The organism is Janthinobacterium agaricidamnosum (assembly GCF_003667705.1).
In the GTDB taxonomy this organism is placed as follows: domain Bacteria; phylum Pseudomonadota; class Gammaproteobacteria; order Burkholderiales; family Burkholderiaceae_D; genus Janthinobacterium.
The window spans coordinates 1,157,875-1,170,464 of sequence record NZ_CP033019.1 but is presented as its reverse complement, the minus strand read 5'-3'; the positions used below and the strand labels follow the sequence as shown (position 1 = coordinate 1,170,464).

At 67.1% G+C, this 12,590-nt stretch carries 8 protein-coding genes; all 8 read right to left on the bottom strand.

What is annotated here, in order from left to right; all coding sequences use genetic code 11:
• Positions 1-22: 22 nt before the first annotated feature.
• The 8 genes from D9M09_RS05330 to D9M09_RS05295 all read right to left on the bottom strand — a co-directional run bounded on the left by D9M09_RS05330 (position 23) and on the right by D9M09_RS05295 (position 12,553).
• A complete protein-coding gene (locus tag D9M09_RS05330; RefSeq protein WP_121668772.1) occupies positions 23-1,183 on the bottom strand; it encodes an acyl-CoA dehydrogenase family protein in 1,161 nt (386 codons plus the stop codon).
• Positions 1,184-1,187: 4 nt separating this feature from the next.
• Positions 1,188-2,042, bottom strand: a complete 855-nt coding sequence (locus D9M09_RS05325; protein ID WP_121668771.1) for an enoyl-CoA hydratase family protein — start codon at positions 2,040-2,042, stop codon at positions 1,188-1,190.
• 2 nt (positions 2,043-2,044) lie between these two features.
• Positions 2,045-2,557, bottom strand: a complete 513-nt coding sequence (locus tag D9M09_RS05320; RefSeq protein ID WP_083287188.1) for a MarR family winged helix-turn-helix transcriptional regulator — start codon at positions 2,555-2,557, stop codon at positions 2,045-2,047.
• Positions 2,558-2,570: 13 nt separating this feature from the next.
• Positions 2,571-3,371: an SDR family NAD(P)-dependent oxidoreductase gene (locus D9M09_RS05315; protein ID WP_121668770.1), complete on the bottom strand. Its 801-nt coding sequence runs from the start codon at positions 3,369-3,371 to the stop codon at positions 2,571-2,573.
• A 1-nt stretch (position 3,372) separates the two neighbouring features.
• Positions 3,373-5,748 carry a bifunctional salicylyl-CoA 5-hydroxylase/oxidoreductase gene (locus D9M09_RS05310; protein ID WP_121668769.1) on the bottom strand — a complete coding sequence of 792 codons (2,376 nt, stop codon included), beginning with the start codon at positions 5,746-5,748 and terminating at the stop codon, positions 3,373-3,375.
• Positions 5,745-7,364 carry an AMP-binding protein gene (locus tag D9M09_RS05305; RefSeq protein WP_121668768.1) on the bottom strand — a complete coding sequence of 540 codons (1,620 nt, stop codon included), beginning with the start codon at positions 7,362-7,364 and terminating at the stop codon, positions 5,745-5,747. The genes D9M09_RS05310 and D9M09_RS05305 overlap by 4 nt, the downstream gene beginning before the upstream one ends.
• Positions 7,365-7,595: 231 nt before the next feature.
• On the bottom strand, positions 7,596-8,303 hold the full coding sequence (locus tag D9M09_RS05300) for a response regulator (RefSeq protein WP_070312085.1): 708 nt from the start codon (positions 8,301-8,303) through the stop codon (positions 7,596-7,598).
• Between the two features lie 86 nt (positions 8,304-8,389).
• Positions 8,390-12,553, bottom strand: a complete 4,164-nt coding sequence (locus D9M09_RS05295; RefSeq protein WP_121668767.1) for a hybrid sensor histidine kinase/response regulator — start codon at positions 12,551-12,553, stop codon at positions 8,390-8,392.
• Between the last annotated feature and the right edge of the window lie 37 nt (positions 12,554-12,590).

The following is a 12,590-nucleotide window of genomic DNA, read 5'->3' as shown; positions in this document are numbered from 1 at the left end:
TTCTCCTCGTTGTTCTTGCCGTTCATGCGTTCCCCGCCTCGCGCAGCAGTTCGCGCGCGATGATCAATTGCTGCACTTCGCTGGCGCCCTCGTAGATGCGCAGCGCGCGGATTTCGCGGTACAGGCGCTCGACCGGGTGCCCGCTGACGACGCCCATGCCGCCAAACAGCTGCACGGCCGCGTCGATCACCTGCTGCGCCGTTTCCGTGGCCGTCAGCTTGGCCATCGCGGCCTCCTTCGTCACCTTGCGGCCCTGGTCGCGCTGCCAGGCGGCGCGGTAGGTCAGCAGCGCGGCCGCATCGATGCCGGTGGCCATCTGCGCCAATTTTGCCTGCGTCAACTGGAAGTCCGCCAGGGTCTGGCCGAACATCTGGCGTGCCGTCGCGTGGCGCAGCGCTTCGTCGAACGCGCGCCGCGCGAAACCCAGGGCGGCGGCGGCCACCGACGTGCGGAACACGTCGAGTGTCGCCATGGCCACCTTGAAGCCCTGCCCCGCTTCGCCCAAACGCTGCGACACGGGTACGCGGCAATTGGCAAAGCGCAGGCGCGCCAGCGGATGCGGCGCGATGACGGCGATGCGCTCGGCGATTTCCAGCCCGGGATTGTCGGCGTCAACGATGAAGGCGCTGATGCCGCGCGCCCCTGGCGCCTCGCCCGTGCGGGCGAACACCACGTAAAAGTCGGCGATGCCGCCGTTCGAGATCCACGTCTTTTCGCCGTCAAGCACATAGTCGTCGCCGTCGCGGCGCGCCGCGCACGCCATGGCCGCCACGTCGGAGCCGGCCTGCGGCTCGGACAGGGCAAAGGCGGCGATGCGCTTGCCGCTGGCCACGTCCGGCAGATAGCGCGCCTTGTTCCCGGCACTGCCGAACAGGCCGATGGCGCCGGAGCCGAGTCCCTGCATGGCAAAGGCGAAATCGGCCAGGCCGTCGTGGCGCGCCAGGGTTTCGCGCATCAGGCAAATGGCGCGCGTGTCGATCTGGCCATCGGTGCCCGTGGCGTAGGCCAGCCATCCGCCCTGCCCCAGTTGCGCCACCCGCGCGCGGCAAGCCGCATCGACGTCGGCGCCATGGGCGTCGTCCAGGTGCTGCGTCGCCCACGCATCGAGGTCACGCTCAAGTTCCGCATGGCGCGCTTCGAAAAACGGCCAGTCCAGGTAAGTGGTGTCGCGTGTCTTGTTCATCTTCTTAATCGCCCTCGAACTGCGGTTTTTCTTTCGCCACGAAGGCGTGATAGGCGCGATGAAAATCGTTGGTGGCCATGCAAATGGCTTGCGCCTGCGCTTCCGCCTCGATGGCCTCGTCGACGCCCATGTTCCACTCCTGCTGCAGCATTTTTTTCGTCATGCCGTGCGCGAAGGTGGGGCCGCTGGCCAGGCCGGCGGCGAACAGCTGCGCCGCCTCGGCCAGCTCTTCCGGCTCGACCAGGCGGTTAAGCCAACCCCAGCGCTCGGCCTCGGCTCCGGCCAGGGAGCGCCCCGTGTACAGCAATTCGGCGGCGCGGCCCTGGCCGATCACGCGCGGCAGCAAGGCGCAGGCGCCCATGTCGCAGCCGGCCAGGCCCACGCGGGCAAACAAAAAGGCCGTCTTGCTGCGCGCCGTGCCGATGCGGATATCGGAAGCCAGCGCCAGCATGGCGCCGGCACCCGCGCAAATGCCGTCGATGGCGGCGACGATGGGCTGCGGGCAGGCGCGCATGGCCTTCACCACGTCGCCCGTCATGCGGGTAAACGCCAGCAGGCCGGGCATGTCGAGCCGCGTCAGCGGGCCGATGATGTCGTGCACGTCGCCGCCCGAACAGAAATTGCCGCCGCTGCCCGTGATGACCACGGCCTTGACGTCGTCCGCATGCGCCAGCGCGCGGAACAGCTCGCGCAGCTCCGCATACGAATCGAAGGTGAGCGGATTCTTGCGCTCGGGCCGGTGCAGGGTCAAGGTGGCCACGCCGCCTTCGACGGAAAACAGAAAATGCCGCGCGGCGTAGCCGGTCAGGCTGGCGCGGTTGCCTGGCAGGTCTTGCGGCTGGCCCGGTAGATGGCGCATGCTCAGTCCTTTAGAGGGGTGTTATTCAACTGCTGCTTCATGTGCGACAGCAGGTCGATCAAACGGGTTTTGTCATCGGGCGTCACGCCGTGCAGCAGTTCGGCGATCCAGCCTTCGTGCACGCGCGCCATCTCGTCGAAGGCGCGCCGGCCCGCTGGCGTCAGCTTGACGCTGTACGAGCGGCGGTCTTTCGGGTCGACCACGCGCACCACGAGTTTTTCCTGCTCCAGCTGGTCGGTGATGCCCGTGATATTGCCGCCCGTGACCATCATGCGCCTGGACAGTTCGCCCATGCGCAAACCATCGGGAAAGCGTTCGAGCTGCGCCATCAGGTCGAAGCGGGGCAAGGTGATGCCGAAGGTGGCGCGCAGGCGCGTGCGCACTTCGTTTTCGATTTTCACTGTGCACGAGAGCATGCGCAGCCACAGCTTGAGCGACTGGTGGTGGTCCTGCGTCAGCCGGCTGGCCAGATCCAGCACGGGTTCGTCCTGCACATTTTCGTTTTCTTTGTCCATGATCTTCATTCTGTTACATGACTTCGCCGCCGGCGACGGCGATCGATTGTCCATTCATGGCGGACGACGCGGGCAGGCAAAGCCAGGCCACCGCATCGGCCACTTCGCGCGGCTGCACCAGCCGCTGCTGCGGATTGGCTGCCGCCAGTTCCGCGCGCGCCGCGTCTTCGCCGCGCCCCGTCTTGCGCACGATGTTCTGCACGGCTTGCGCCACCATGTCCGTTTCCGTGTAGCCGGGGCAGACGGCGTTGACGGTGACGCCGCGCGGCGCCGCTTCCAGCGCCAGCGCGCGCGTCAGGCCGATCACGCCATGCTTGGCGGCGACATAGGCGCTGACGTAACGGTAACCCTTCAGGCCCGCCGTCGACGCCACGTTGACGATGCGCCCCCAGCCCGCTTCCAGCATGGCCGGCATGGCCGCCTGGCAGCAGTGGAACACGCCCGTCAGGTTCACGGCCAGCATCTGCTGCCAGATGGCGGCATCCGTCTTGCCGAAAGGCGCAGCATGCGCCTGGCCCGCGTTATTGACCAGGATATCGATGCGGCCGAAATGCGCGGCGGCCTGCGCGAAGCCCGCCTGCACGGACGCTTCCACGCTCACGTCGAGCACGCAGATGGCCACCCGGCCCGCGTGGCCCGCCTCTTCCAGCTGCATGCGCGCGCGCGCCAGCCGCGCGCCATCGCGCCCGGCCAGGGTGACCCTGGCGCCCGCGTCCAGCAAGGCGTGTGCGCAGGCCAGGCCGATGCCGCTGCCGGCGCCCGTCACCAGCGCATGTTTTCCTGATAATGCGTCCATCGATGCTTCCTTGTTCATGTCATCCCTCCAGCAGCCGCGCGGCCACCTGTTGCGGGGTGAGACCCGTGTTGGCGGCCGCCAGCTGGCGCTCGCGCTGCAGATTGCGTTCCAGCTGCTGCTGGCCCGGCCGGTACTGTTTCGGCCAGACTGCGCCTGCGCCGCTGTAGCCGATGCGCGCCATTTCCGTCAGGGTCCAGGCCGGGTTGGCCAGGTGCGGACGGCCCACGGCGCACAGGTCGGCGCGGCCGGCGGCGATGATGCTGTTGGCGTGGTCGGCTTCGAAAATCGAGCCGACGGCCATGCTGGCAATGCCCGCCTCGTTGCGCACGCGGTCGGCGAACGGCGCCTGGAACATGCGCCCGTACACGGGCCGTTCGAGCTTGCTGACCTGGCCCGAGGAACAGTCGATCAGGTCCGCGCCCGCCTGCTTGAACAGGCGCGCGATGACGACCGCATCGTCGGGCGTGATGCCGCCTTCGACCCAGTCGTGGGCCGAGATGCGCACGCTCATCGGTTTATCCTGCGGCCACGCCGCGCGCATGGCGCGGAACACGCGCAGCGGATAGCGGCAGCGGTTTTCCAGGCTGCCGCCATATTCGTCGGTGCGGCGGTTGGTCAGCGGCGAAATAAAACTCGACAGCAGATAACCGTGCGCGCAATGCAGTTCCAGCCAGTCGAAACCGGCGACGGCGGCGGCCAGCGTGGCGCGCACGAAGTCCTGTTCGATGCGCGCCAGGTCGTTTTCCGTGGCCGCGCGCGCCGTTTGCGACACGCCGGCCAGGTATTGCTGCTCCGAGGCCGAGACCAGCGGCCAGTTGCCCTCCCTGAGCGGCTGGTCGATGCCGTCCCACATGGGCCGCGTCGAGCCTTTCGCGCCCGCGTGGCCCAGCTGCAGGGCGATCTTCGCATCACTGTTCGCGTGCACGAAATCGACGATGCGCCGCCACGCCTGCGTGTGCGCTTCGCTGTACATGCCGGGGCAGGCGGGCGTGATGCGCGCATCGGCCGACACGCACGTCATCTCGGCGAACACGAGGCCGGCGCCACCCATGGCGCGCGCGCCCAGGTGCATCAGGTGGAAGTCGCCGGCCACGCCGTCGACGGCGCTGTACTGCGCCATCGGCGAGACGGCGATACGGTTTTTCAGCAGCACGCCGCGCAGCCGGAAAGGCGTCAGCATGGGCGGCATGGCCGGATCCAGCATGTCCACGCCGGCCTGCTCGCCGGCGCGCCGCGCCAGCCACGATTCATAGCCGGCCACGTAGGCGGGATCGCGCAGGCGCAGGTTTTCATGCGAGATGCGCTGGCTGCGCGTGAGCATCGAATAGGCGAACTGCGGCGCCTCCATGGCGCTGTAACGCTCGACGTTTTCAAACCACTCCATGGAATTGCGCGCCGCGCTCTGGATCTTCAGCACCTCGATGGCGCGCAGCTGCTGGTAAGCGGCCAGCGCAGCATCCGTACCGGCATGCTGGCCGAAGCAGCGCGCCAGTTCGATCGCGTCTTCCAGCGCCAGCTTGGTGCCGGAGCCGATCGAATAATGCGCCGTGTGGGCCGCGTCGCCCATCAGCACGACGGGCACGCCATCCTGGCGGTACACCCATTGCCGGCAGACGATGCGCGGGAAGGTGATCCACTGTGCCGAGCCGCGCAAGTGCGGCGAATTGCTCAGCAAACCGTGGCCGTCGAGTTCCTCGGCGAACAGCGCTTCGCAAAAGGCGATGCCCTCTTCCTGGCTCATGGCGTCCAGTCCCGCCGCGCGCCACACGTGTTCGGGCGTTTCGACGATGAAGGTCGAGGTCTCGCCGTCATACTGGTAGATATGCGCCTGGAACCAGCCGTGCGGCGTCTGGCGGAAGGCAAACGTGAAGGCCTCGAATTTCTTGCGCGTGCCCAGCCAGACGAAGCGGCAATGGCGCTGGTCGATCTCGGGCTGGTAGCTGGCCGCATAGCGCGTGCGGATGCGGCTGTTCAAGCCGTCGCTGGCGATCACCAGGCCGGCATCGTATTGCTTCGCGATGGCCTGGTCGTCCAGCACTTCCGTCTCGAATACCAGCTGCACGCCGAGTTCCTCGCAGCGCGCCTGCAGGATATTGAGCAGGCGCTTGCGGCCGATGCCGCAAAAGCCATGGCCGCCGGAGCGCACGGTCTCGCCCTTGAAGTGGATCTCGATATCGTCCCAGTGGTTGAACGCCTGCAGGATGGCGCGCGCCGTCGGCTCGTCCGCATTGGCCAGGTTGCCCAGGGTCTGGTCGGAAAACACCACGCCCCAGCCAAACGTGTCGTACGGGCGGTTGCGCTCGATGACGGTGATACGGTGATCCGGGTTCTGCTTTTTCATGAGCAGGCTGAAATACAGGCCGGCGGGGCCGCCGCCGATGCAGACGATATTCATGGGGTGTCCGTGCGAAGTTTGAAGCGCTGCAGCTTGCCCGTTTCCGTGCGCGGCAGCGCAGGCAGGAAACGAATGGCGCGCGGGTATTTATACGGGGCGATCTGCTGGCGCACGAAGTCCTGCAATTCGGCCGCCAGCACGTCGCTGGGCTGACAGCCATCCTTGAGCACCACGTGCGCCTCGACGATCTGGCCACGCTCGGCATCGGCGCGCCCGACCACGCCGCATTCGGCCACGGCAGGGTGGCGCAGCAGCGCCTCTTCCACTTCCGGGCCGGCGATGTTGTAGCCGGCCGAGACGATCATGTCGTCGCTGCGCGAGCGGTAATAGAAATAGCCGTCGGCATCCATCTCGAAGGTGTCGCCCGTCAGGTTCCAGCCGTTCTGCACGTACTCGCGCTGGCGCGGGTCGGACAGGTAGCGGCAGCCGGTGGGGCCTTTCACGGCCAGGCGGCCCGTCACGCCGGGCGGCTGCGGCACGCCCGCATCGTCAACGATGCATGCCTGGTAGCCGGGAATGGCCTTGCCGATGGCGCCGCGGCGGATGCCCTCGCCCGTGGCGGAAATGAAGATGTGCAGCATTTCAGTGGCGCCGATGCCGTCCGTCATGGCCAGTCCCGTCGCCGCCTGCCAGGCGTCGCGCGTGGCCAGCGGCAGCGCCTCGCCTGCCGACACGCACAAGCGCAGGCTGCTCAAATCGTGGCCGGCCGCCAGGGGCGCCATCTGGCGGTAAAAAGTCGGCGCCGTGAAGCAGATCGTGGCCTGATAGGCAGCGATGGCGCGCAGCAGGGTCTCGGGCGTGAGTTTTTCCAGCAGCACGGTGGCCGCGCCAAAGCGCAGGGGAAACAGCAGCAGGCCGCCCAGACCAAAAGTAAAAGCCAGCGGCGGCGTGCCGATGAAGATGTCGTCGGCGCGCACCTGCAGCATGGAACGGGGAAAGCAGTCGCAGATGGCCAGCAGGTCGCGGTGCATGTGCATGGTGCCCTTGGGGACGCCCGTCGTGCCCGAAGTAAAGCTGATCAGGCAGACGTCGTCGGCCGCCGTGTCGTGCGCGGGAAATGGCGCATCGTGGGCCGCCATGCGCCGTTCCAGTTCCGCATCGGCGGCGCCAAAGCACAGCATGGCCGGCAAGTCTGGCAAGCCGTCGAGCTCCCCGCGCAAGCCCTGCGCGCACAGCACGGCATTGACTTGCGCTTTGGTCAGGATGGTGGACAGTTCGCGCGCGCGCAGCAGCGGCATGGTGGGCACGGCGATGCAGCCTGCCTTCGGCACGGCAAGCAGGCAGGCGGCCATCATCGGGGTATTCGCGCCGCGCAGCAGCACGCGGTTGCCGGGGATCAGGCCCAGGTCGGCGCGCAGCACGTGGGCGATGCGGTCGACTTGCCGCGCCAGATCGGCGTAGCTCCAGCGCTGGCCGTCGGCAAGGATGGCGGTGCGCTCGCCGCCGCCGTTGGCCACGGCCGCATCGAGCAGCGCGGCGACGCAATTGAGGCGCGGCGGATACTGCAGCTCGGGCAAATCAAGGCACAGCTGCGGCCAGAGTGCGCGCGGCGGCAGGTGCGCGCGCGCAAAGGCGTCCTGGGGAGATGCGGTGGTAGGCGAAGGGTCGCTGCTCATGCTCATCCTGGCTGGTGACGGGCGCGTGCACAAGGCCCGGAAGCAGATACTTTAAACCTAAAGTATTTTTCCAGCAAGCAGAAAGCAGCAATTTCAACACACCTAACAAAACCGTAGCGAGCGGATGGGAGGCTCGGCGCCCCCGTTGACCCGAGAAGCGGAGCTGTGCGGATGCACAGTGAGCATCGGAAGCCGCGAATCACGACGCGCAGTAGGTTTTGTTATGGTGTATCAGTCGGCGCCGTCCTGGCGCAGCAAACGCGCCTGCTGCGCCGCGCTGCGCGCCAGCGCGGCCAGGGCCGCCTGTATCTGCTCGCCATCGAGCACGGCCGACTGCAGCAAGGCGCTCATGCCGGCTTCCGCGCCGTGCAAGCCCAGGGTGCGGCAACCGAGGTGCAGCCGTTCGAGCTGCTGGCGCGCCTGGGCCGGTTCGCCGCGCGCCAGCAAGGCGTCGACCTGTTCGCTGGCGGCGACTATCTGCCCCTGGAAGCCCGTCAAGTAGGCCAGCAGGCGTTCGCCGTCAATGCCCAGCCGCTGCAAAGTGTCGCGCGGCGCCTCGGCCGGCAAGGCGCAGACGTCGAAGCAGGCGTCGATATGCTGGCGCACCTGCTCCGGCTGAAAGGGCTTGACGATGTAGCCGGCGGCGCCGGCCTGCACGGCGTCGCGCACCGTGTCGTGGTCATTGGCCGACGAGACCAGCACCAGCGGCATGGCGTCGAGCGCGCTGTCGGAGCGGATTTTCTGCAGCAGCTCCATGCCGGACAGGCGCGGCATGCGCAAGTCGCAAAAGCACAGCGCGGGGCGCAAGCCGCCTTCGAGCTGCTCCCACGCCGCCGCGCCATCTTCGGCTTCCACGATGTCGTGCACGCCGCAGCTGTCGATCAGATGCATCAATACCATGCGCGACACGACATCATCGTCAACCACCAGTACTTTCATTGCTTTCTCCATTGGCGGCAGCGCCAGGGTGCCTGGCCGTATTCTACCCAGTTTCGCCGCGCGCTCCACGGCTGGAATTGCCTATTTTACATTTCCTTGCCCGAAACGGCTATTTGCGCCAACAGTGCGCGCAATTGCGGCAAATGCAGGGCCACCTGCGTCCAGCGCCCGCCATCGGCCGCCTCCTCCATTTCCGTGCACAGCATGTGCAGCTGCGTTTCGTCGAGATAGGCGGCGCTGCCCTTCAATCCGTGCAACAGGCGCCCGGCGTTGTCCTGGTCCTGCGCCGCCAGGGCATCGTCGAGTTCGCGCAGGCGCCCTTCCAGGTCGGCGACAAAGGCGACGCGGATGCGCCGCTGCAGTTCGCCGCTGCGGATGGACTGGGATGGCGGTGCGGCGGGGATGGCCGGCGCGACGCCGAACAGGGCGTCGAGTTCCGCCTGCCCCCGCGCGCTAGCGCGCGGCGCGTTCGATGGCATGCGCGGCAACATGAAACCGCGCTGCAGCTGGCGCTCGATGGCACGCGCCAGCAAGCCATGCAGCGCCGCCTCGTCCACCGGTTTGCTGAGGAAATCATCCATGCCGACGCCCAAGTAGCGGCTGCGGTCCTCTTCGCTGGCGTTCGCCGTCAGGGCCACGATCATCAGTTCCTGGTCGCGCACGGGCTGGTCCGGCCAGCCGCCCACGCGGATCAGACGCGTCGCCGTGGCGCCGTCCATCTCCGGCATGCGCCCGTCCATCAGGATCAGGTCATAGCGCGTATGCACGCAGGCCGCCACGGCCAGCACGCCGTTGGCGACCACGTCGACCCGGTGCCCCAGTTCTTCGAGCATGACGCGGATGATGATCTGGTTGGTCGGGAAATCTTCCGCGCACAGCACGCGCAACTGGTGGCTGTGCGGCGCCAGCGCCACCTGCGGCACCAGCGGCGGTGCCACGCCATCGGCCAGCGGCAGGGTGAAAGCAAACGTGCTGCCCTGCCCCGGCGTGCTGGCCACCTCGATCTCGCCGTCCATCAGTTCGACCAGCTGGCGGCAGATCGCCAGACCCAGCCCCGTGCCGCCGTAGCGCCGCGTGGTGCTGGCATCGGCCTGCTCGAACTTCTGGAACAGGCGCGCCATCGCGTCCGCATCGATGCCGATGCCGCTGTCGCTGACGCTAAAGCGGATCAGGTTGACACGGCGTCCGCCGCTGCCGCTGGCCACGCCGGCCCGCTCGACGCACACGCTGACGCCGCCGCGCTGGGTGAACTTGAAGGCATTGCCGACCAGGTTGACCAGCACCTGGCGCAAGCGGGTCGGATCGCCCACCACGAAGGGCGGCAGGTCCGGCGCGAAATCGATGGAGAAACCGATACTGCGCGCGGCCGCCTGCTCCTCGAACAGGGTCACGACCGTCTCGATGGCCGCGCCGAGCGCGAAATCGATGTTTTCGATACTCAGCTTGCCCGCCTCGATCTTGGAAAAATCGAGCAAGTCATTGATGATCACCAGCAGCGACTGGGCATTGGCCTGGCCGCGCAGGATCTGCTCGCGCGTGGCGTCGTGCAGCTGCTCGTCGCGCAGGGCAAAGCCCAGCATGCCGATCACGCCGGCCAGCGGGGTGCGCATCTCGTGGCTCATGTTGGCCAAAAATTCCGACTTCTGGCGCGTCGCATCCTCGGCCTTGCGCTTGGCCTGGCGCAGGCTTTCCTCGTTTTTCGTCAGGCTGCTGTTGACTTGCGCCAGCTTTTCCGACTGGGCCAGCACCTCGATTTCCTTGCTCTGCAACTCGGCCGTGCGTTCGCCGACCAGTTTTTCCAGCTCGTTCTGCTGGCGCCGCAGCGCGCGTACGCGCTGGCGGTACGCGCCATACACGGCGCCCAGCAGCAGCAGCGCCATCAGGGTGCGGAACCACCAGGTCTTCCAGAACGGCGGCAAAATCGTGATGGCCAGCGTGGCGCCGCTCTCGTTCCACACGCCGTCCTTGTTGGCCGCCTTGACGCGAAACACATAGTTGCCCGCGTCGAGGTTGGTGTAGGTGGCAAAGCGCCGCCCCGCATCCGTCATGACCCAGTCCTGGTCGAAGCCTTCGAGCCGGTAGGCGAACATATTGCGCTGGGGCGCGGCGAAATGCAGGGCCGCGAATTCCAGCGAAAAAACGCTTTCGCGGCTGGTCAGCACCAGCTCGCGCGTATGGTCGATGGCCTTCTTGAGCACATGCGCGAACTCGCCGCGGCCGATGGCCACCGGCTTGTTGAAGATCTGCAGTTCCGTGACGGCCACCAGCGGCGGCACGCGGTTGTCGTGGATATCCTGCGGCATGAACGCCGTCATGCCGTTGAAGCCGCCGAAATACATGGTGCCGTCCGACGCGCGCAGGGCCGCACCGTCGAAGTACGAGCCTTCCACCGTGCCATCGGCGCTGTCGTAGTTGCGGAACAGGCCGCTGCGCATGTCGAGCCGCGTGATGCCGCTGTTCGTGCTCAGCCACAGCTGTTCGTTGTCGTCGCCGAGGATGCTGGCGACGGCGTCATCGGCCATGCCATCCTTGCGCAGGAAGCGCCGGAAGCGGATCCCGCCCTTGGCGTCGACGTCCATGCGGTTCAAGCCATTGGCCGTGCCCACCCACACCACGCCGCGCTTGTCTTCGTGCAGGAAATGCACTTCATCGTGGCTCAGGCTCTGCGGGTTTTGCGGATCGTGGCGGAAATGGCGGAAGCGGCCGCTGGCGCGGTCCAGCAAGTCCAGGCCGTGGAAGGAGCCTATCCACAACCGCCCCTTCCCGTCTTCCAGCACGGGCCGCACCATGTTGTCGGACAGGCTGTTCGGATCGGCCGGGTCGTGGCGGTACGTGGTAAAACGGCGGCTGACGGGATCGAAGCGGTGCACGCCGCCCCGCGTCGACACCCACAGCATGCCGCTGCGGTCGCTCACGACATTGCGGATGGTGTCGCTGTTCGGGTCGCCGGCGGCAAAGCGCATGGTAAAAAAACGCCCCAGTGCCGGATCAAAGCGGTGCAAGCCCGTCGAGCCGCCCACCCACAGCACGCCGTCCGGCGCCTTGTACAGGGTCGTGACCTGCTCGTCGCGCGACATGCCGGGTGCGCTGCGCAGGTCGAACAGGCGCGAGCTGCCGTCGCGCGTGTCGTACAGTTTCAGGCCGCCCTTGGTGGCCAGCCACAGCTTGCCATTGCCCGCGTCGGCCACGGCGCGCACTTTCTTGTCCGCCAGCGCGCCCACGTCGCCGGGCGCGCGCGCCATGCGCGCAAAGCCGCCGCTGCCCAGGTCGACCCGGCTCACGCCGTTGTACCAGGAACCGACCCAGAAGGTGCCGGCGCGGTCGCGGTACAGCGACGACAGCTGGTTGTCGGCGACGCTGAACTTGTCGCCCGTCTGGTGCCGGTACTGCAGGAAGGTGTCGCTGTCGGGCAGCCAGCGGAACAGGCCATCGGCATTGCTGCCCAGCCAGACGGTGGCGTCGACATCCTGGTACAGGCTGGCCACGCGGATGGCGGAAAAGCCATGTTTCTCGCCGAAGCGCACTCTTGCCTGCGGCGGCTGGCCGGCGCCACCCAGACGCCAGCGCTCGGCGCCGGCCATGGTGCCGATCCACAGGTTCTGCTGGCGGTCGACCAGCAGCGACTGGATCACGTTGTACTTCGAGCCGGGCGTCGCATCGACGGCGAAATGTTCGAAGCGCTCGCTGCCCGGCGCCAGCATGTCCAGGCCCGTTACCGTGCCGATCCACAGGCGCTGTTGCGCGTCCAGCGCCAGCGCCTTGATTTCATTGTCTCCCAGGCTGTGCGGGTTGCCTTCTTCATGGTGCCAGGTGCGGAAGGCGCCCGTGGCGGGGTCGAAATGCTGCAAGCCGTCCGAGGTGGCGATCCAGAAGCCGCGCGCGCCATCGTCGAGAATGGCATGGATATGCCGGTTGCCGTTGCCGCGCTTGCTCTTTTCGCCGGGACCATAATGGATGAAGGTCTGGCTGGCGGCGTCGAAGCGGTCGAGCCCATTGTCGGTGCCCACCCACAGCTGGCCCTGGCTATCGACATGCAGCTCGCCGACCCAGTTGTCGGCCAGGCTGGTCTTGTCGCCCTCGATATTCTTGTAGACGACCATGCGGTAGCCGTCGTAGCGGCTCAGGCCGGACTGGCTGCCGAACCACATATAGCCCTGCCGGTCCTGGGCGATGGCCAGCACCGATTCCTGCGCCAGGCCCTGGTCGACGCTGAGCTGGTCGAAACGCAGGGTGGGCGCAGGCGCCGCCATGGCCCAGCCGCCCAGCAGTAAAATTAACAGTGAGGCA